Raw genomic sequence first — 20,306 nt, 5'->3', positions numbered from 1 at the left:
AACCGCGCGAACAAGGCTAGTTGACTCTGTGTCAGTGTCCAATCACAGTAGCGACAGAGACCTATCGACTTATTTATAGTTGAGCGCTGCCGTGGGGCTGGAGAGAGGGGCAACACACCATGGATCTGGCCTTGCTACGGACCTTCGTGACCGTGCACCGGGCCGGCTCCTTCACCCGCGCCGCCGCGCTGCTCGGCCTCTCGCAGCCGGCCGTCACCTCCCAAATCCGCACCCTCGAACGTCAACTGGGACGGCCTCTCTTTCTGCGCCAGGCCCGCGGCGTGACCCCTACGACCATCGGCGACGAACTCGCCCACAAGGCCGCCCCGCATCTGGACGCTCTTGTGGAGATCGCCGAGACCGGAGTCGACGAAGCCTCGTCCGTACGCACCCTTCACCTGGCCGGGCCACCGGAGTTCACCGCCGAGCGCGCCCTGCCCGCGTTGACCGAGCTGACCGGAGACGACGGCCAGGGCCTCGCTTTGCGGGCCTCCTTCGGCAATGCGGAGGAGACATTGGAAGGGCTCGCCGCCGGACACCACGATCTGGCCATCAGTACGGCCCGTCCCCGCGGCGCCCTGCTCACGGCGACTCCGCTCTGCGACGAGGAGCACGTCCTGGTCGCCTCGCCGCGCTGGGAGGCCCGTATCGGCTCCGACAAGCTGCTCTGCGAGGGCGCGCCCGCGCTGGAGAACTTCCCCGTGGTGGAGGTGCACGAGTCGCTGCCGTTCGTCGCCCGCTACTGGGCCGCCGTCTTCGACTCCCGCCCTGCAGCGTCGGGCACGATCATCGTCCCAGACCTGCGCGCGGTCCTAGCCTGCGCGATCACCGGCGCGGGGCTCGCGGTGTTGCCCCGCTATCTGTGCGCATCGGCGCTGGAGTCCGGCGACGTGGTGGCACTGCTCGAGCCCGCGGTGCCCCCGCTGCGTACGTACTTCCTGGTGGTACGCACCGGCACGCTCGCCATGCCGCATATCGCGCGGGCGCACGAATGGTTGCTGGAGGCCGCCACTGACTGGTCCTGAGGGCGATGTTTCACGTGGAACCAGCCGGGCCACATTCCTTCCATGACCGTCCGACCCGTGGTCAAGCGCACCGCCCGCGCCGTCCTGCTGGACGGCGATGACCTGATCCTGATCAAGCGCACCAAGCCCGGCGTGGATCCCTACTGGCTGACGCCCGGCGGCGGGGTCGAGCCGGAGGACACATCCGTCGTCGACGCGCTCCACCGTGAAGTCCACGAAGAGCTCGGCGCCAAGATCACCGACGTGGTGCCCTGCTTCGTCGACACTGTCGAGCACATCGGTGCGGACGCCAGCACCACTGGCGTGAAAGTCCAGCACTTCTTCGTGTGCCGGCTGGAGTCGATGGACCCCGCCCAGCGCCATGGCCCCGAGATCGACGAGCCCAGCGGCGAGTACGAGATCGTACGCATTCCCTTCACCCGTGTCGGGATCGCCTCCGTCCATCTCGTACCGCTGTCGCTGCGGCACTATCTGGACGGCAACATCGAGGGCGTACGGGCACTGCAGGCGCCTGACCTGGGCTGACACCCCGCTACTCAGGCAGCGGGTCAGTCCACGGCCGCGACGAGTTCCTCGACCGAGTCGTGGCGTATCCGCTCGGACGGGATTCCGATGTCTCTCAGCGTGTGCACACCGCTGCGGATCATGCCGGGCGGGCCCGAGAGATATGCGTCGAACTCGTTCCAGGGCCCGTACTCCCGTATGGCGTCGGGGAGCTGGACATGCGCCTGCTGGTCGACGACCGGGCGGACCGCGAGCCAGGGGTGGATCTGCTGGAGCCGCAGCATCGTGTCGATGTCATACAGGTCGTGATCGGTTCGGGCACCGTAGAAAACTTCGACCGGACGCCGCTCGCCATGCTCGGCGACGTCCTCGACGAGTGCTTTGATCGGGGCGATCCCGGTGCCGCCGCCCAAGCAGAGCAGCCCGCTGTCGGTGGTGTGATCGACGGTCATCGAGCCGGCCGGCGGGCCGAGCCGGATGATGTCGCCGGGCCGGGCATGGTGCACGAGCGCATTGGAGACCCAGCCTGCCGGGACCGCCTTCACATGGAAGGACAGCAGGCCGTCGGAGCGGGCTGCCGAGGCGAAGGAGTAGTGCCGCCAGATCCGCGGCCACCAGGGAGTCTCCAGGCTGGTGTACTGCCCGGCGAGGAAGGGGTACGGCTGGTCGGGGCGGACGGTGATGACGGCGACGTCGGGGGTTCTGAGGTCGTGCGAGACGACCTCGGCGTGCCACCAGGCCGGAGCCAGCAACTCGTCCGCGGCCGCGGCATCGATCATGACCTGCGAGATCGTCGTATACGTCCGGATCCACGCCGCCTCGGTCTCCTCGTCCCAGACCGCCGAGGCGTACCGGCTCAGGGAGCCGATGAGGCACTCACCGACAGCCGGGTAGTGCTCAGGACGGGTGCCGTACTTGCGGTGTCCGCGACCGAGGTTCTGCAGATACGCGACCAGGACCTCGGTGTTGTCGATGTGTTCGGCCGCGGTCAGCAGCGCCTTGAGCAGCCGGTCCCGCTGGGTGTCCATCGCGGCCGGGAACAGCGGGCGCAGATCGGGGTAGCGCACGAAGAGCAGGGCGTAGAAGTACGAGGTGACCTTGTCGGCAATGGGGGCCACCTCGGCCATGGTGCGTCGGACACGGACTGCGTCGGGGGATGCAGGGCGGGAGGGGGCTGACCTCTGTTCGGGGACGCGGGGTTGAGGGTCTGGCTGGGCTGGAGTGCGGGGCTCGCCGGGGGGCTCGGCAGGGGAGGCGTTGGAGGTGCCGGCTCTGGCTTCGGTGGCACCGGCGTCGGCTGGAGCGGCTTCCGCGAGGGGAGTTATTCGTTTCTGCGCTGCCTCGCCGTGGTCCGTCGCGGGCCTGCCCACGGGGCGCAACGCGGCCAGGCGGCTGCCCTCGGTCGTCTCCTGCTCGCCGCCCGCGGGCGGCTCCGGCTGCCTGCGCGGCGTGAACCAGCCGCCCTCGCCGCTGCCCCCTGAAGTGCCGTTGTCGGCCGACGTGGTGGTCGGAGCGTCCATGGTGTGCCTCGCCTCGAACATCTTTCGGTCGGTCTGCGCACTTCCTCGATCGGAAGATGCCTGCTTTCCCCCGCAGACGGCTTGTTTTTCCGTTCTGTCCCGCTGGCCAATTCGGGCACATTCAAACCCGAAATCCCGCCCTCTACGGACAAGTAAGGCAAGAGTGTGACAATGGCCGCAGTACCGCCATGGCAGCGTCCCACCCTTCACCAACACCCTGGCCGCATTACGGAGAATGCGGGTCTTCGATCTCTCCGTCCCGTTAGGCTGCATTGACCTGCGCTCGTTCCCTGCGGGATCTGCACGCGAGACGCGCACACATCACACCGGAACCGGAGTCGACCCTACCGGTCCCGGTCCGCCGCACAAGTCCCCAGTTCCTTGCGCCCAGAATTGCGCGGGGCGAACCATCAATTCCTTCAATTACCGGGAATGCCGGACCAGTTGATAGGCATCCACCAGATCACGCGCCCCACAGAGGAGTGCGTGGTCAAACCCGTCAGATGCTGATCCGCATTGACGGATCGAAGAGATGAAGTCCCGCTTTGTACGCCGAGGCTAGTACGTGGAGTTACTCCCGCTGTCAGACGTCCTCGACGCTCGCGCCCGGCACGGTGTTTCACGTGAAACTAACCCGCCCCGCACGCCGGGCCACCCTCGTTGTCCATGTAGCCGCCTCAGCATGCTGGCTCGGGCTCACGCTCGGCCTGCTCGCGCTCGGAATCACCGCGACCACCACCGGTTCCGCAGTGACCGTGGAGGCTTCCGTCCGCGCCATGAAGCTCTTCGCCGACTGGCTCCTGCTCCCCCTCGCGTTCCTTACGTTCCTCAGCGGTCTGGTGCTGGCTCTGGGCACTCCGTGGGGTCTGGCGAAGCACCGATGGGTCTACACGAAGTTCTGGCTGACTCTGGCCACGATGACCGCCACGTTGTTCGCGCTGCGCCCTGGGGTCAACTCCGCGGTCGCCGCCGTCTCAGCGGGAGGCCCCCTGCCCGACGTCAGCGAGGTACTGGCCGGGCCGATCGTGTCGCTGTCCGCCTATGTCTTCATGACGGTGATCTCGGTCCTCAAGCCCTGGGGACTGACTCGGCGTGGTCAAAAACTACGTATGGCTGCCCGGAAATCGGTGGACGCCGAGCGCGCCCGTCAGACAGCCTGACCAACGTGCCGAGTCCTTCCCTTGCCGACCTGCCCATCCGCCGTCTGACGCCCCGTGACCTCGCCGCCTGCGCCGACTTGTCCGAGGACGTGGGCTGGCCCCGTGAAGAGCACAAGTGGGGTCTGCTCCTGGCGGCGGGCAGGGGTTACGGCATCGACGACCCGGACGGCGGTCTCGTCAGTGCCTGCGTCGTGACCTCCTACGGACCGCGGGAGCGTCCCGAGCTGGCCGCGATCGGCATGGTGCTGGTCGCCCAACGACACGCACGGCAAGGCGTCGGCCGCCGCCTGATGCGTCATGTTGTCGCTGAACAGGGCACCACCGCGCTGACCCTGCATGCGACGCCGTACGGCCGCCCGCTCTACGAGGAGTTGGGCTTCAAGACCACTGGCCGAGCCGAGATGGTCCGCGGACATTTCACGCTCGGCGGTCCGGAGCCGGAGGCCACCACGCGCACGGCCACGGCCGAGGATCTTCCCGCAATCCTCCGGCTCGACCAAGAGGTCTTCGGCACCGACCGCACGCACATGATCACGCGACTGCCGGCCTTCGCCGACCAACTTCGCGTCGCCGAGGAAGACGGGCAGATCACCGGGTACGCGGCCGCCTGGCCCAATCTCGACAACCATGTCGTCGGTCCGCTGATCGCCCAGGACACGGAGACGGCGAAGGCGCTTATCGCCTCGCTGGCAGCCCACACCTCCCGGGTACTGCGCACCGATATCGACGTACGGCACGAGGAACTGCTGGCGTGGGTCAAGGCACACGGCCTTGCCTCTGTCAGCTTCAACACGGTAATGACGTACGGCATCCCGGACCTCCCCGGCGACTGGACGCGCAGGTTCGCTCCAGTGACAGTGGCGGCGGGCTGAGTCGCCCCTGTAAGAGACCGCCTGGGCAGCGGACCCGTGGTGGACGGCCATGCCCACGCCCGCCTCGGACACGTCTGCGCAGGACGTGCCCACATAGGCTGCCCCCATGGGAGACCTTGAGATACGACCCGCTGATGCGGACGACATCCCGGTCATCGTCGCCATGCTTGCCGACGACCCGCTGGGTGCCCAGCGCGAGTCACCGGACGACCTGGCTCCGTACCTGACCGCGCTGAAACGCCTGAGCGGTGACCCGAACCAGCACTTAGTCGTCGCCGAACGCGAAGGCCGCGTCGTCGGCACTCTCCAGCTCACGATCGTTCCTGGCCTGTCCCGTAAAGGAGCGACCCGCTCGATCATCGAAGGCGTTCGCGTTCACGCCGACGAGCGCGGCAGCGGCCTGGGCTCCCAGCTCATCGAATGGGCCATCGACCAATCCCGGCGCGAGGGCTGCCAGTTGGTCCAACTGACCTCCGACGCCACCCGCACCGACGCCCACCGGTTCTACGAACGGCTCGGGTTCACGGCCTCCCATGTGGGGTTCAAGCTTCCTCTCTGAAGCGGTATATGCATCCTGCCGCCGCGTCGTGTTTCACGTGAAACACGACGCCCCCGTGTGGAACGCTCTCGGTCGGGACGCCCTTGTCGCGCACCACGCTGCTCGTCCGATGCCGCGGCTACCGAATCCCGCGCCACCCCTCCGGATCCACCCCGCCCGGCACCGGCGCCCCCTCGTCGTACGGCTGCCGCGTGAAGACGAACGACCCCAGGTCCAGATGACTCACCGATCCGTCGGGGCGCCGCACGGCCCGCAGAAGTTCCCCCGCGTAGTAGCCGTCGAGCCCCGTCCACGTCCCGTCGCCATTGGCCCGGAAGCGCGAGCGACGGCCATTGCCGGACAGGGGTCCGAGCGAGACGCCTCCATCGGCGGTGAGACGCAGTGCGGAGGCCTGCGTGCCCCAGTACCACGGCCCCGCCAACTCCAGTACGGATGCGTCGACTTCCGGCAACGGCCGCCACGGCTCGGGGCCCCGGGGTTCGGCCTCGGCGACGATTCGCACGAGGTCCGCGGCAACCGTCATCACCAACGGGCCCGAGGTGCAGTTGGCGAGCACGACCGAGGCCAGATCGTCCTCGACGCTGATCACAAGACCGGCGAGGAAGCCCGGCAGGGATCCCGAATGCCCCACAAGGATCCGCCCGTCCCGGTGCAGAATCTGCATGCCGAGGCCATAGGCCGCGCCGGCCGCCACCTCATCGGCCTCAGGCGGCGCCGCGGGCGTACGCATCTCCTGCACCGACCGTGCACTCAGCACACGATCGTCCCCCTCGGCCAGGAAGGCGGCGAAGCGCGCCAGATCGCCTGTGGTCGACCAGAGCTGACCGGCCGGCGCCATCCGCCCAAGGTCCTCAGCAGGCTCCGGCAGCATCACATCCGCCCAGGGATGCACGGCCCAGCCGCCCGCGTGCGGTGCCTGTGGGCGGCTGCTCGTACGGTGCAGTCCCAAGGGCTCGAGGACCTCACGCCGCAGGACCTCCTCCCAAGGCGCGCCCCTCAGCTCCTCGACCAACGCGCCCAGCAACGTATAACCGGGGTTCGAGTAATGGTGCCGCCGCCCCACGGGATGCCGGTGCGGCTGTTCGCCCAGCACATCGGCGAGCTCCGGGCGCAGCGAGCCCGGCGTACGCTCCCACCAGGGCGCGGGCGACTCGGCCGCCAACCCACCCGTATGCGCGAGCAGTTCGGCGATCGTCGCCTCCCCCGCTCCGGTGCCCGGCAGATACTTCTCCAGCGGATCACCGAGGCCCAGTACTCCCTCGTCCCGCAACCGCATCATCAGCACCGCGGTGAACGTCTTGGTGATCGACCCGATCCGGTACTGCACGTTCTCGTCCGGCCCATGCCCGTCCACCGAGGTACGCGCCCCGTGCCACACCGCCTCCCCGCCCCGCACGACCACCGCCACCATCGACGGCGCCCGGCCCTCGGCCTGAGCGGTGGCAATACGGTGCAGCAGGGCCCGGCGCGTTCCGAGCAGCAGCTCTTCCTGAGATGTCGTCATGAGCCCAGTCCACCTGGTCGGAGGCCCGGCGTCGAGCGCCGACAGGAGCACGACCGGACCGAAAGCAAGACGCAGCGACAACAGCTGAAGACTCAGGCCTGCATATCCACAAAGCGCGAGTAGTGGCCCTGGAAGGCGACCGTGATCGTCGCCGTCGGACCGTTACGGTGCTTGCCGACGATGATGTCCGCCTCACCGGCGCGCGGCGACTCCTTCTCGTACGCATCCTCGCGGTGCAGCAGGATCACCATGTCCGCGTCCTGCTCGATCGACCCGGATTCACGCAGGTCGGAGACCATGGGCTTCTTGTCCGTACGCTGCTCGGGGCCACGGTTCAGCTGCGACAGCGCGATGACCGGAAGCTCCAGCTCCTTGGCCAGAAGCTTCAGATTCCGCGACATGTCGGAGACCTCCTGCTGGCGGCTCTCGGCCCGCTTGGAACCGCCCGACTGCATCAGCTGCAGATAGTCGATGACCACGAGCTTCAGGTCGCTGCGCTGCTTGAGTCGACGGCACTTGGCGCGGATCTCCATCATCGACAGGTTCGGGGAGTCGTCGATGTAGAGGGGAGCGGCCGAAACATCCGGCATCCGGCGCGCGAGACGGGTCCAGTCCTCGTCCGTCATAGTGCCCGAACGCATGTGATGCAGAGCCACCCGCGCCTCCGCCGACAGCAGACGCATCGCGATCTCATTGCGGCCCATTTCCAGCGAAAAGATCACACTCGGCATGTTGTGCTTGATCGAGCACGTCCGCGCGAAGTCCAGCGCCAGCGTGGACTTACCCATGGCAGGTCGCGCGGCGATGATGATCATCTGGCCGGGGTGCAGACCATTCGTGAGCTGGTCGAGATCGGTGAAGCCAGTCGGCACACCGGTCATCTCCCCCGAACGCGAACCGATCGCCTCGATCTCGTCGAGCGCACCCTCCATGATGTCGCCGAGCGGCAGATAGTCCTCCGTGGTGCGCTGCTCGGTCACCGCGTAGATCTCTGCCTGGGCGCTGTTGACGATCTCGTCGACGTCACCGTCGGCCGCGTACCCCATCTGCGTGATGCGCGTACCAGCCTCCACGAGGCGGCGCAGCACCGCACGTTCGTGGACGATCTCCGCGTAGTACTCGGCGTTGGCCGCCGTCGGCACCGTCTGAACGAGGCCGTGCAGATACGAGACGCCGCCGACCTTACTGATCTCACCGCGCTTGGTGAGCTCGGCGGCGATCGTGATCGGGTCGGCCGGCTCGCCCTTCGCGTAGAGGTCGAGGATCGCGCTGTAGATGGTCTCGTGCGCCGGCCGGTAGAAGTCATGGCCCTTGAGCAACTCGACGACATCGGCAATGGCGTCCTTGGACAGCAGCATGCCGCCGAGGACGGACTGCTCAGCGTCCAGATCCTGGGGCGGCACACGCTCGAAGGACGAACCTCCGCCGTCCCAGACGCCGTTGTCCCGTCCACGATCGTGTTGCTCGTCGCGCCCCCTGCCACCATCACGCCGACGGGAGGCGGGCAGACGATCACTGGGACCGCTGTCGGCCCACGGATCGTCCAAGGGCTCGGAAATACTCACCGAGCCACCTCCTCCCGTCCGCCGAGCGGACCTAGCCGTGCCTCATCTTTCTACGGCACGGCACTGACAAATGAGAGGCCCAACTCCGGTTCTCACCCGTCGCTTTTGCGAGGTTTCCGAGGACGGAAGAGGAGCAGGGCGCCGGACCACGTTAGGCCTGCGGGCACCGTCCGCCAATCTGGTTATCCACAGGCCATGTGGACGACCGCCCGGATGCTGTGGAGAACCTCGCAAAACCTGTGCACGACCCGGTGGACAGACCTGTGAACAAGCCTTGGCCTCCTCCTCCAAACAAGCCATGACCTGCAAATATCCCGTCCACCGGCTGTGCAGAAGAAAAACTTCCACAGCAGAATCAAGATCGTTACGAACGCCCCGCAACGGCACTTCACACAAGAAGAGACGTAAGGGCCTATCAAGCATTGCATCTCTTACCTGTGGAAGATTAGATTGATGTGCATGACACAGGCCTCAGCGGAGCCCAAGGCTGCCCGGCGCCGGCACGACCGAGAGATCGTCTCACTGGCCGTCCCGGCCTTCGGCGCACTTGTCGTCGAGCCCCTCTTCCTCATGGCCGACAGCGCCATCGTCGGCCATCTCGGCACTCCGCAACTCGCCGGTCTCGGTGTCGCCTCCGCCCTCCTCACCACAGCCGTCAGCATCTTCGTGTTCCTGGCGTACGCCACCACAGCCGCCGTCGCGCGCCGGGTCGGCGCGGGCGATCTGCAAGCAGCGATCCGTCAGGGCATGGACGGCATCTGGCTCGCGCTCCTGCTGGGGGCAGCCATCATCGCCATCGTCGTGCCGATGGCCCCCGCCATGGTGGAGCTCTTCGGCGCCTCGGACACCGCCGCCCCCTACGCCACCACGTATCTGCGGATCTCGGCGCTCGGCATCCCCGCGATGCTCGTCGTTCTCGCCGCCACTGGAGTCCTGCGCGGACTGCAGGACACCAAGACACCGCTGTACGTCGCCATCGCGGGCTTCATCGCCAACGGTGCCCTCAACGTCGGCCTCGTCTACGGCGCGGACCTCGGCATCGCCGGCTCTGCCTGGGGCACTGTCATCGCCCAGTGCGGTATGGCCGCGGTGTATCTCGCCGTCGTCGTTCGTGGAGCACGTAAGCACGGTGCCTCGCTGCGGCCGGATGCCGCCGGGATACGCGCCTGCGCCCAGGCCGGAGCGCCTCTGCTGATCCGTACACTCTCGCTGCGGGCCATCCTGTTGATCGCCACCGGCGTGGCGGCGCGACTTGGCGACGCGGACATCGCCGCGCACCAGATCATCCTGGGGCTGTGGAGTCTGCTCGCCTTCGCCCTGGACGCGATCGCCATCGCCGGTCAGGCGATCATCGGTCGCTACCTAGGCGCCGGTGACGCCCAACGCGCCCGTGAGGCCTGCCGCCGCATGGTGCAGTGGGGCATCGCGGTCGGCGTCGTACTCGGTGTGCTGGTGATCGTCACCCGGCCGCTCTTCGTCCCGCTGTTTACCAGTGACTCGATGGTCAAGGACGCGGCGCTGCCCGCTCTCGTCGTGGTGGCCCTGTCCCAGCCGATCTGCGGCATCGTCTACGTCCTCGACGGCGTTCTGATGGGCGCCGGGGACGGCCCGTACTTGGCACGGGCGATGCTCGTGACACTCGCCATCTTCACTCCCGTCGCCCTGCTCGTACCTGTTCTCGGCGGCGGCCTGACAGCGCTGTGGGGAGCGATGACCCTGATGATGGCTCTGCGAATGCTGACCTTGTGGCTGCGCTCCCGCTCGGGTCGCTGGATCGTCACTGGCGCCACGCGCTGAGAAAAGCCGATCCAGCACCAGGTGAAGCAGAATCGCCCCCAAGCTCGCTCGGTTTCACGTGAAACGGCGGACCAACTCGAGGACTGATGCACGCCGTTTCACGTGAAACATGCTCTCCATGCCTCCCCGCCACCGACACGTCAGCCGCCAAGGGACCCACCAGCCAACAGTCGACGGGCAAGCATGTGGGGCCGCACCCCGAAAGGCACGGCCCCACACTGCTTCAGCGATCGCAGCACTCAGGCAGCGACGACCTCGATGTTGACCTTGGCGGCAACCTCGGGGTGCAGACGCACGGACGTCTCGTGAGCGCCCAGCGTCTTGATCGGCGAGCCCAGCTCGATACGGCGCTTGTCGACCTCGGGGCCACCGGAAGCCTTGATCGCCGAGGCGATGTCGGCCGGGGTGACAGAACCGAAGAGCCGACCGGCGTCGCCGGAGCGGACGGCCAGGCGGACCTTGACGCCTTCGAGGCGGGCCTTGATCTCGTTGGCCTGCTCGATGGTCTGGATCTCATGGATCTTGCGAGCACGACGGATCTGCTCGACGTCCTTCTCGCCGCCCTTGGTCCAGCGGATCGCGAAATTCCGCGGGATCAGGTAGTTGCGAGCGTAACCGTCCTTGACGTCAACGACGTCGCCCGCGGCGCCGAGGCCGGAGACCTCGTGGGTGAGGATGATCTTCATGTGTCGGTCACCCTTCCCTTATCGCGCGGTGGAGGTGTAGGGCAGCAGCGCCATCTCACGGCTGTTCTTGACGGCCGTGGCGACGTCACGCTGATGCTGCGTGCAGTTGCCGGTCACGCGGCGGGCACGGATCTTGCCGCGGTCGGAAATGAACTTCCGCAGCATGTTCGTGTCCTTGTAGTCCACGTACGTGACCTTGTCCTTGCAGAAAGCGCAGACCTTCTTCTTCGGCTTGCGCACAGGCGGCTTCGCCATGGTGTATCTCCTGTGTGATCAAGAAGTGTGGGTGCGAACCCGCCCTTAGAAGGGGGGCTCGTCCGAGTAGCCGCCGCCGGAGCCGCCGGAGCTTCCGCCCCAGCCGCCACCGCCGCCACCCTGCTGGCCGCCGCCGGCCGGCGCACCGGTCGCCCAGGGATCGTCGGCGGGAGCGCCGCCGCCCTGCTGCTGACCGCCACCGGGGCCTGAGCCCCAGCCGCCGCCCTGCTGGCCGCCTCCGCCACCGCCGCTGTAACCACCCTGGCCGCCTCGGCCGGTGGTCTTGGTGACCTTGGCCGTGGCGTTGCGCAGGCTCGCGCCGACCTCGTCGACGTCGAGTTCGTAGACCGTGCGCTTGACGCCCTCACGGTCCTCGTAGGACCGCTGCTTCAGCCGACCCTGCACGATGACGCGCATGCCTCGCTGGAGCGACTCGGCGACGTTCTCCGCCGCCTGACGCCAGACCGAGCACGTCAGGAACAGGCTCTCGCCGTCCTTCCATTCATTGGTCTGACGGTCGAAGGTGCGGGGAGTGGACGCGACACGGAACTTCGCGACCGCCGCACCGGAAGGGGTGAAGCGCAGCTCGGGGTCGTCGACAAGATTGCCGACGACCGTGATGACGGTCTCGCCTGCCATTGGGGGAACCTCTCGGCGGGTTTGCTGCTGGCTGCTTGTGCTGCTACTCGATGCCCGAGATCAACTGAGCGGGAGAGCTCAGTGCATCTCGGGGCGAAGGACCTTGGTCCGGAGGACCGACTCGTTCAGGTTCATCTGGCGGTCGAGCTCCTTGACGACCGCAGGCTCGGCCTGCAGGTCGATGACCGAGTAGATGCCCTCGGGCTTCTTCTTGATCTCGTACGCGAGACGACGACGGCCCCAGGTGTCGACCTTCTCCACCTTTCCGTTGCCCTCACGGACAACGGAGAGGAAGTTCTCGATCAGCGGGGAGACAGCGCGCTCCTCGAGATCGGGGTCGAGGATGACCATCACCTCGTAGTGACGCATGTGGAACCCACCTCCTTTGGACTCGGCGGCCACGGTCGTTCCGTGGCAGGAGGGTTGTGATGCGTACGCAACGGTATCGGCCACCACTGACAATCGGACCCGCCACTCAGTGAACTGAGTGGGAGCCGCGTCATGGCCTGGACAGACACCGGTGCAGACGGTACAGACTACCCGGACACCGGCTTCCGGTTGAAATCCGGGGGTGGAGGCCGCCAATCTGTACACATCGGGTGTGCAAGGCGCTACGATGCGCCGCTTTCCGCAGGAGGTGCCCTATGGCACAGACATTGCGACCCAACATCGCCGGATCCCTGTTCGCCACCGACCACAAGCCCCACCCGCTCCAGGACACGCTGCTGGCCGTGACGCTGGTGCTCGGGGCGACGGCCTTCACCACGGGGCTGTTCGACGACCTCCATCTGGTCAGCTCATGGACGGGTCTGGTGGGAATCATCACCGGGGCAAGCGGGCAGTTCGTCTCCGAGACGACACGGCAGCGCTTCGGGCTGGTGCTGGGTCTCGGTGCGGCGGGGGTCGGCTTCTTCCTCGGCATGGCACATGGGGGCCTTTTCGGCTGAGCGACTCCCCGGCGCGTCCGGACTGGCGCGGCGACCACAGGCCCACGACCTTCCCAACACCCGGTCCTACAGCCGGATAACACCTCAAGACGCTCCGGCCGCGTATCGGTCGGGGCCCAGGTTCCGTACGGCCAGACGGGGCGCTCGCAGGGCGCAGTAGGCTTCGGCGCGAGAGCCGGAGCCCCTGTACCCATGGGGACACACCAGCCCGAGGAGCGCCCCGTATGAGCCTGACCCTGAGGACCATCAGTCGAGAGCAGCATCTGGCGTACATCCAGAGCCTGCCCGCGGCGAGCCACATGCAGGTCCCGGCCTGGGCAGACGTCAAGGCGGAGTGGCGCGCCGAGAATCTCGGATGGTTCGACGACAGGACAGGCGAGATGGTCGGGGCGGGCCTTGTGCTGTACCGGCAGCTGCCCAAGATCAAGCGCTACCTCGCCTATCTGCCCGAGGGCCCGGTCATCAACTGGTTCGCGCCAAATCTGACCGAGTGGCTGGATCCGATGCTCGCGCATCTCAAGCAGCAGGGCGCCTTCTCCGTGAAGATGGGCCCGCCGGTCATCATCCGGCGCTGGGAGGCCGCTTCGATCAAGAAGGGCATCCAGGATCCGGATGTGAAGCGGCTGCGCGACATCGAGGCCGACTTCATCGAGCCGCGCGCCTTCGAGGTCGCCGACCGGCTGCGTCGCATGGGCTGGCAGCAGGGCGAGGACGGCGGGGCCGGCTTCGGCGACGTACAACCCCGCTATGTCTTTCAAGTGCCGCTGGCCAACCGGTCGTTGGAGGACGTCCACAAGGGCTTCAACCAGCTGTGGCGGCGCAACATCAAGAAGGCCGAGAAGGCGGGCGTCGAGGTCGTCCAGGGCGGTTACCAGGACCTTGAGGAGTGGCAGCGTCTCTACGAGATCACGGCCGTACGCGACCACTTCCGGCCCCGCCCGCTCTCGTACTTCCAGCGCATGTGGACGGCCCTCAACAACGAGGACCCCAACCGCATGCGGCTGTACTTCGCCCGGCACAACGGTGTGAACCTGTCCGCCGCGACGATGCTGGTCGTGGGCGGGCATGTCTGGTACTCGTACGGCGCCTCGGACAACATCGGGCGTGAGGTCCGGCCCTCGAACGCGATGCAGTGGCGCATGCTGCGCGACGCCTACGCGCTCGGTGCCACGGTCTATGACCTGCGGGGCATCTCCGACTCGCTCGATGAGACCGACCACCTCTTCGGCCTCATCCAGTTCAAGGTGGGCACGGGCGGCCAGGCCGCCGAATACCTCGGCGAGTGGGACTTCCCGCTCAACAAGCTGCTCCACAAGGCGCTCGACATCTACATGTCGCGCCGCTGACGCATCAGAATTTGCCTTCATACCTCTGATACACCGCAGCCACGAGAAAGGTTCCAGGTCCGGCCATGGCGCTCACGCTCTACGTCGACACCGCACGCTGGCGGGCGCACCACAAGCAGGTGTCCGAGCAGTTCCCCGGACTCGTCCCTGTGTGCAAGGGCAATGGCTACGGCTTCGGCCATGAGCGGCTGGCGGACGAGGCCACTCGGCTGGGCTCGGACATCCTCGCCGTCGGCACAACGTACGAAGCCGCCCGGGTCAAGGACTGGTTCGGCGGTGACCTGCTGGTGCTGACGCCGTTCCGGCGGGGCGAGGAACCCGTGCCGCTGCCCGATCGCGTGATCCGCTCCGTGTCGTCGATCGACGGGGTCTACGGCCTCGTGGGCGCCCGCGTCGTCATCGAGGTCATGTCCTCGATGAAACGGCACGGTGTGAACGAGCACGACCTGCCCCAACTCCACGCCGCCATAGAGAACGTACGGCTGGAGGGCTTCGCGATCCATCTGCCGCTGGACCGCACCGACGGCTCGGACGCCGTCGAGGAGGTCATCGGCTGGATGGACCGGCTGCGCGCGGCCCGGCTGCCGCTGCACACCATGTTCGTCAGCCACCTCAAGGCCGAGGAACTCGCCCGGCTGCAGCAGCAGTTCCCGCGGACCCGCTTCCGCGCCCGCATCGGTACGCGGCTGTGGCTGGGAGACCACGAGGCGACCGAGTACCGCGGAGCCGTCCTGGACGTCACTCCCGTCGCCAAGGGCGACCGCTTCGGCTATCGCCAGCAGAAGGCCGCCTCTGACGGCTGGCTGGTGGTCGTGGCGGGCGGTACGTCGCACGGGGTGGGCCTGGAGGCCCCTAAGGCCCTGCACGGCGTCATGCCGCGCGCCAAGGGCGTCGCCCGGGCAGGCCTCGCCACGGTCAACCGGAACCTCTCGCCGTTCGTCTGGGGCGGCAAGCAGCGCTGGTTCGCGGAACCTCCGCACATGCAGGTCTCGATCCTGTTCGTGCCCTCGGACGCCCCGGAACCGAAAGTCGGCGAGGAACTCGTTGCCCATCTGCGCCACACCACCACGCAGTTCGACCGGGTCGTCGAGCGCTGACCACCCGAACCTCAGTGGAAAGGCCGTACACGGAATCCGTGTACGGCCTTCTCTGTGGTTCCCCTACACCCTGTTCGCTCAGGGCGAACCGCCGCCGGCCGACGGCCCGTGGTGACCCCACTCCACCTGCGGCCTGTCGAAGTGCGCTGCATGCTGCGGCGGATGGGCCGCGGCTCCCAGTACGAAGCGGTCCTCCGCGCCATCCAGTACGCCACCCGTCGGGTCGTCGTCCCCGGCCCGGCGTACCACGTCCTGTTCCGGCATGAGGATGTCGCGTACGACGACCGCACACAGGTAGAGCGTCCCCAACAGGTGGATGACGATGGCGACGTGATAGCCGTCGGTCGGCAGTCCCTTGTGGGCGTCTCCGCTGGTCGTGTACGCGAGGTACATCCAGATCCCTAGGAAGTAGGCGACCTCGCACGCCTGCCAGATCAGGAAGTCCCGCCATTTGGGGCGGGCCAGCGCGGCGAGGGGGATCAGCCACAGCACGTACTGGGGTGAATAGACCTTGTTGGTGAGGATGAAGGCCGCGACGATCAGAAAGGCGAGTTGGGCGAAGCGCGGCCTGCGCGGGGCGGTCAGCGCGAGTCCCGCCACACCCAGGCAGGAGACCAGCATCAGCACTAGGGCGAGCGTGTTGACGGTGTCCGTGGTGGGCGGGCTGTCCATGCGATGGGACAGGACGAGCCAGAACGAACCGAAGTCGACGCCGCGCTCCTGGCTGAATGTGTAGAACTTCGACCAGCCCTCGGGGGCGAGCAGCATCACGGGGAGGTTCACGACCAGCCAGGCGCCCCCCGCCCCGCGCAACGCGGTGCCGAACTCCCGCCACCGGCCCGCGCGCCAGCACAGCACGAGCAGTGGCCCGAGGATCAGGAAAGGATAGAGCTTGGCGGCGGTGGCAAGCCCCAGGAGGACGCCGAAGGCGAACGGGCGGTTCCGCGCCCACATCAGCATCGCGGCGGCAGTCAGGGCGACGGCCAGCAGGTCCCAGTTGACGGTGGCCGTGAGCGCGAAGGCGGGTGCGAGGGCGACCAGCAGACCGTCCCAGGGCCGCCGGCGGTGGGTGCGGGTGACGCAGACGGCGATGATCGCCGCACACGCCATCAGCATCCCGCAGTTGACCATCCAGTAGACCTTTGCCTGTTCCTGGATGCTGCCGCTGCCCGGTGTCAGCCAGGAGGCGACCTCCATGAACACGCCGGTCAGGACCGGGTATTCGAGGTACTCCATATCGCCGCTGAGCTTGTCGAAGTACGGCACGAGCCCCTCGGCGAAGCCGCGGCCCTGGTAGAGATGCGGGATGTCTGAGTAGCACGCGTGCGTGTACTGCGAGCTGGCCCCGAAGAACCAGGCGCCGTCGTAGCACGGCAGCTTCTGCACCATGCCAAGGGCGAACATGCCGATCGCGACGAGCGCGATGACACGTACAGGGGTCCACCAAGACGTGCCGAGCAGCGCGCGGCGTCCGATGGGGCCACCGATCAGCTCGCTGCCGGTTGCGGCGACCGCGTCCTCCTTGGTCGGCCGTACCGTGTCCGGCTCGTACGAGCTGGCTCGCTTCGTCTCTGCGCTGGGCATGCTGACCATCCTGCCGTACGTAGCTGAGAGTGTGCTGGGTCGTCGAGTCGCTGTGGCCGGTCGCATGGCTGAAGGCGCTGCCCCCGTCTACGACAAGCGGCCGCTACAACAAGGGCCGCCGCACCCTGTCGGTGCGGCGGCCCTTGTTTCACGTGAAACAGCGTGTTTCACGTGAAACACACACAGTGACGGCTACTGCGTGTCCTACCCGAAGATGCCCCCATTGTTGTTATCGCCGTTGTTCCCGGGCGGATCGGACTCCGTCGGTGAAGCGCTGACACCTCCGTCAACTCCGCCGTTGTCAGCACCACCGTTGTCCTCTCCGCCGGTGTTGTTGCACTCGAAGTCGAAGGGTTCGCAGGTGTTGCTCGGCGAGGGCGTGGGACTCGTCGTCGGCTCGCTGGGCGTCGGGCTCGGCGTCGGGGTGTCATCCTCGGGCTCGGGCTCAGGGGCGGAGGGCGTCGGAGTCGGAACCGGGATGTCGTTGACGACCTCACCGATGGGCTCGGGCGTCGGGAACTCCTTCGCGGGCTTGCCCTTGAGCGCGTCATCCATGTAGTCGTGCCAGATCTCGGCCGGGAACGAGGCACCGTGGATCTTCTTCTGGCCACCCGTCCCGAACATCTCCAGGAACTCGCGCTTCTTGCTGTTCTCGTCGTCATCCATGCGGTACATGGAGATCGCGGTCGAGAGCTGCGGGGTGTAGCCGACGAACCAGGCGGACTTGTTGCCGTCGGTGGTACCGGTCTTGCCCGCCACCTCACGGTCACCGAGCGCCGCCGCGGTACCAGTGCCGTCTTCCACGACAGTCTTCAGAACGTCGGTCACGTTGTCGGCGACCTGGGAGGTGAAGGCCGTTTCAGGATTGGCGACGTCCGCGTGCCTGAATACCGTTCCGTCCTTGTCTTCGATCTCCTTGACCGAGTATGGATCGTTCTGCTGGCCGCTGGCCGCGAAGGTGGCGTACGCGCCTGCCATACGGATCGCGCTGGGGTCGGATGTGCCGAGCGAGAAGGACGGGTAGTTCGCGCTGGCCAGACTGCCCTCCAGGACGCCCGCGCTGACCGCTGCCTCCTTGACCTTGTCCAGTCCTACGTCCATGCCGAGCTGCACATAGGCGGAGTTCGCCGAGACTCTCATCGCTTCACGGAGGTCGATCCGGTAGCTCGGGGCGTTGTACGACTCATCGCCGTCGTTCCTCTGCAGCCACACCTTGCCCTTGTTGTCCTGCCAGACGGTGCCGTCGTAGTCCTCGATCTTGAGCTTGTTCTTGCCGCTGTAGAAGCTCTCGGGCGAGACGATCGTCCGCTCGTCCTGCGCCTGGATCGGGTCGCCATCGGGGTTGCGCGCACCCCACTGCATCGCGGACGCCAACACGAACGGCTTGAACGTCGACCCGACCTGGGCGCCGGTCTGGTCAGCGTTGTTGGTGAAGTGCTTCGTCGCGTCCTCGCCACCGTAGATGGCCTTGATCGCGCCGTCCTTCGGGTCCACCGAGGCGCCGCCGAACTGGACGTGCGTGTCCGTGTCGGGACGCTCCTTCGGCTTGATGTTCTCCTTCTGGACCTTCTTCACCGCGTCTTCGAGCTGGTTGACCATCTTCTTGTCGAAGGTCGTGTGGATCTCGAGTCCGCCTTGCTGAAGCCTGTCGGCCGTGATCCCGGTCTTCTCGCTGTTGTTGACGATGTACGACTTGGCGAGGTCGACGAGGTAGCCGGTCTGCCCGCTCAGCTGGGCATTCGACCGCGGGTTCTCGGTCTTGGGGAGCTTCGTGTACTTCGCTCGCTCCGTTGCCGACAGGTGACCGTACTCGACCATCTTGCTGAGCGTGTCCTGCATCTGCCCGAGGGCCCGCTTCTTGTTAGCGTCGGGCGTGGCGGCCGGGTCGATGGAGGTCGAACCCGCTGGATCGTAGTAGGTGGCGCCCTTGAGGGTCGCCGACAGGAAGGCGCATTCGCCCGCATTCAGGTCGACGGCATCCTTGTTGAAGTAAGCACGTGCCGCTGCCTGAATTCCGTAGGCTCCGCGACCGTAGTAACCGGTGTTCAGGTAGCCCTCGAGGATCGTGTCCTTGGGTTCGGTGGTACCCACCTTGACAGAGACGAAGATCTCTTTGAACTTCCGCGAGAGCGTCTGCGACTGGTCATTCAGCATCGCGTTCTTCACGTACTGCTGGGTGATCGTGGAACCGCCCTGCGTCTCACCGCCCCGGGCCATGGTGAGTACGGCGCGGGTGATGCCCTTCGGGTCGATGCCGCTGTCGTCGTAGAAGGTCTTGTTCTCCTGGGAGATGACGGCGTTCTGCATCGCCTTGGGAATCTGCGAGAGGTTGATGATCTGGCGGTTCGTCTCACCACCCGTGGCGACCATCTCGGTGCCGTCAGACCAGTAGTAGACGTTGTTCTGCGCCGTCGCGGCCTCGGCGACGTTCGGAACGCTCACCATGGCGTACCCGATGCCCGCAACGGCCACCAGGCTGCCGAGGAAGCCGATGCACAGCCCAGAGACAAGCCTCCACGAGGGCACCCAGCGCGCAGCGCCGTACTTGCCCGCGCGCGGATAGTCGATGAGGCGCTTCCTGGGCGGCTCGGCCCCGCGGCCCCTGCCACGCCCGGGCCCGTTCGGCCCGACGGGACCGCCTCCGCGGCCGCCACCACCGTGGCCGCCGCGTCCCGCGCCGTCGGCCGCTCTGCGCCGGCCACCGCCGCTCGTACTTCTCTGGGCGGCCCTTCGGGCCTCTGCGCGGCCACCGTACGGCCGTTCCTCGCCTCCCGAGCCGTAGGAGGCGGAAGGAGACCCGGTGGCGCCTCGCGGTGCCGCGCGGCGACCGGAGGACGAGCTGGTAAGGCCGCGTCGGGCCGCGGCACGTCCGCCGCCTTGCGGCTGCGGCGGTTTGCGACGGTGCTCGCTCATCGAACGGTTACTCCTCGGGCAGGCGCACCTTTGCGCGCCTGGAAACGGCGGCTGGTTTCCCGGTCCCCCCGAAGTACGGATGCGGTCGTTCTGTCATTCACCCGTACCGCACCGAGGACGAGGACGTCCCCAAACGTCACTTGGTTCCCGGTGATGTGCATGGCGCACAGACTACGCACCGGCAAAACCCCCTGAGGGCCGAAGGTCACCCCAAAACAGGCAACTTGCTTCCCACGAATCGGTGATGTGACGCCGTTCACCGTGCTCCCTCTTGTCGCGTACGGATGGCCGTTCTATCGTGCTGATGTATCGAGTCGATACATCAGCTCGGCA

18 protein-coding genes are annotated in these 20,306 nt (G+C 66.9%); 9 read left to right on the top strand and 9 right to left on the bottom strand.

Features of this window, described 5'->3' with window-relative positions:
- The first annotated feature begins 119 nt into the window (after nucleotides 1-119).
- Nucleotides 120-1,025: a LysR family transcriptional regulator gene (locus OHT21_RS23675; RefSeq protein WP_328770351.1), complete on the top strand. Its 906-nt coding sequence runs from the start codon at nucleotides 120-122 to the stop codon at nucleotides 1,023-1,025.
- Between the two features lie 42 nt (nucleotides 1,026-1,067).
- Nucleotides 1,068-1,550 carry an NUDIX hydrolase gene (locus OHT21_RS23670; protein WP_328770350.1) on the top strand — a complete coding sequence of 161 codons (483 nt, stop codon included), beginning with the start codon at nucleotides 1,068-1,070 and terminating at the stop codon, nucleotides 1,548-1,550.
- A gap of 23 nt (nucleotides 1,551-1,573) precedes the next feature.
- Here OHT21_RS23670 and OHT21_RS23665 read toward each other — a convergent pair whose 3' ends face one another.
- The gene (locus OHT21_RS23665; protein WP_328770349.1) at nucleotides 1,574-3,049 is read right to left on the bottom strand and encodes a globin domain-containing protein; all 1,476 of its coding nucleotides are present in this window, start codon (nucleotides 3,047-3,049) and stop codon (nucleotides 1,574-1,576) included.
- Between the two features lie 623 nt (nucleotides 3,050-3,672).
- Between OHT21_RS23665 and OHT21_RS23660 the strand changes: the two genes are divergently transcribed.
- The 3 genes from OHT21_RS23660 (at nucleotide 3,673) to OHT21_RS23650 (ending at nucleotide 5,640) form a co-directional block, all read left to right on the top strand.
- Nucleotides 3,673-4,209, top strand: a complete 537-nt coding sequence (locus tag OHT21_RS23660) for a DUF2269 family protein (RefSeq protein WP_328770348.1) — start codon at nucleotides 3,673-3,675, stop codon at nucleotides 4,207-4,209.
- 5 nt (nucleotides 4,210-4,214) lie between these two features.
- On the top strand, nucleotides 4,215-5,081 hold the full coding sequence (locus tag OHT21_RS23655; protein ID WP_328770347.1) for a GNAT family N-acetyltransferase: 867 nt from the start codon (nucleotides 4,215-4,217) through the stop codon (nucleotides 5,079-5,081).
- A 106-nt stretch (nucleotides 5,082-5,187) separates the two neighbouring features.
- On the top strand, nucleotides 5,188-5,640 hold the full coding sequence (locus OHT21_RS23650; RefSeq protein WP_328770346.1) for a GNAT family N-acetyltransferase: 453 nt from the start codon (nucleotides 5,188-5,190) through the stop codon (nucleotides 5,638-5,640).
- A 118-nt stretch (nucleotides 5,641-5,758) separates the two neighbouring features.
- On the opposite strand, the gene OHT21_RS23645 is transcribed toward OHT21_RS23650, so the two are convergent.
- Both OHT21_RS23645 and dnaB read right to left on the bottom strand, forming a co-directional pair.
- Entirely contained in the window at nucleotides 5,759-7,144 is a 1,386-nt protein-coding gene (locus tag OHT21_RS23645; RefSeq protein ID WP_328770345.1) for a serine hydrolase domain-containing protein, read from the bottom strand.
- A 92-nt stretch (nucleotides 7,145-7,236) separates the two neighbouring features.
- Entirely contained in the window at nucleotides 7,237-8,709 is a 1,473-nt protein-coding gene (gene dnaB / locus OHT21_RS23640; protein WP_328770344.1) for a replicative DNA helicase, read from the bottom strand.
- A 459-nt stretch (nucleotides 8,710-9,168) separates the two neighbouring features.
- On the opposite strand from dnaB, the gene OHT21_RS23635 reads away from it, so the two are divergent.
- The gene (locus tag OHT21_RS23635) at nucleotides 9,169-10,506 is read left to right on the top strand and encodes an MATE family efflux transporter (protein ID WP_328770343.1); all 1,338 of its coding nucleotides are present in this window, start codon (nucleotides 9,169-9,171) and stop codon (nucleotides 10,504-10,506) included.
- 239 nt (nucleotides 10,507-10,745) lie between these two features.
- Here OHT21_RS23635 and rplI read toward each other — a convergent pair whose 3' ends face one another.
- The 4 genes from rplI to rpsF form a co-directional block, all read right to left on the bottom strand.
- A complete protein-coding gene (rplI, locus tag OHT21_RS23630) occupies nucleotides 10,746-11,192 on the bottom strand; it encodes a 50S ribosomal protein L9 (RefSeq protein ID WP_033321283.1) in 447 nt (148 codons plus the stop codon).
- Nucleotides 11,193-11,210: 18 nt separating this feature from the next.
- Nucleotides 11,211-11,447 carry a 30S ribosomal protein S18 gene (gene rpsR / locus OHT21_RS23625; protein WP_003949403.1) on the bottom strand — a complete coding sequence of 79 codons (237 nt, stop codon included), beginning with the start codon at nucleotides 11,445-11,447 and terminating at the stop codon, nucleotides 11,211-11,213.
- Nucleotides 11,448-11,492: 45 nt separating this feature from the next.
- On the bottom strand, nucleotides 11,493-12,086 hold the full coding sequence (locus OHT21_RS23620) for a single-stranded DNA-binding protein (protein WP_328770342.1): 594 nt from the start codon (nucleotides 12,084-12,086) through the stop codon (nucleotides 11,493-11,495).
- 78 nt (nucleotides 12,087-12,164) lie between these two features.
- On the bottom strand, nucleotides 12,165-12,455 hold the full coding sequence (rpsF, locus tag OHT21_RS23615) for a 30S ribosomal protein S6 (protein WP_033321285.1): 291 nt from the start codon (nucleotides 12,453-12,455) through the stop codon (nucleotides 12,165-12,167).
- A gap of 275 nt (nucleotides 12,456-12,730) precedes the next feature.
- On the opposite strand from rpsF, the gene OHT21_RS23610 reads away from it, so the two are divergent.
- The 3 genes from OHT21_RS23610 to OHT21_RS23600 all read left to right on the top strand — a co-directional run bounded on the left by OHT21_RS23610 (nucleotide 12,731) and on the right by OHT21_RS23600 (nucleotide 15,476).
- Nucleotides 12,731-13,033, top strand: a complete 303-nt coding sequence (locus OHT21_RS23610; RefSeq protein ID WP_328770341.1) for a hypothetical protein — start codon at nucleotides 12,731-12,733, stop codon at nucleotides 13,031-13,033.
- A 224-nt stretch (nucleotides 13,034-13,257) separates the two neighbouring features.
- Nucleotides 13,258-14,379 (top strand): peptidoglycan bridge formation glycyltransferase FemX, encoded by a 1,122-nt coding sequence (femX, locus tag OHT21_RS23605; RefSeq protein WP_328770340.1) that lies wholly within the window; start codon nucleotides 13,258-13,260, stop codon nucleotides 14,377-14,379.
- 65 nt (nucleotides 14,380-14,444) lie between these two features.
- A complete protein-coding gene (locus tag OHT21_RS23600) occupies nucleotides 14,445-15,476 on the top strand; it encodes an alanine racemase (RefSeq protein ID WP_328770339.1) in 1,032 nt (343 codons plus the stop codon).
- Nucleotides 15,477-15,554: 78 nt separating this feature from the next.
- Here the strand turns inward: OHT21_RS23600 and OHT21_RS23595 are convergent, their stop codons facing one another.
- Both OHT21_RS23595 and OHT21_RS23590 read right to left on the bottom strand, forming a co-directional pair.
- Nucleotides 15,555-17,069, bottom strand: coding sequence for a glycosyltransferase family 87 protein (locus tag OHT21_RS23595; RefSeq protein ID WP_328770338.1), 1,515 nt, complete (start codon nucleotides 17,067-17,069; stop codon nucleotides 15,555-15,557).
- A gap of 195 nt (nucleotides 17,070-17,264) precedes the next feature.
- Nucleotides 17,265-19,973: a transglycosylase domain-containing protein gene (locus OHT21_RS23590; protein ID WP_328770337.1), complete on the bottom strand. Its 2,709-nt coding sequence runs from the start codon at nucleotides 19,971-19,973 to the stop codon at nucleotides 17,265-17,267.
- Between the last annotated feature and the right edge of the window lie 333 nt (nucleotides 19,974-20,306).

Origin of the sequence: Streptomyces sp. NBC_00286 (assembly GCF_036173125.1) — a bacterium.
GTDB lineage: Bacteria > Actinomycetota > Actinomycetes > Streptomycetales > Streptomycetaceae > Streptomyces.
The sequence above is the reverse complement of the archived record's forward strand: the minus strand, read 5'-3'. Positions and strand labels throughout refer to the sequence as shown.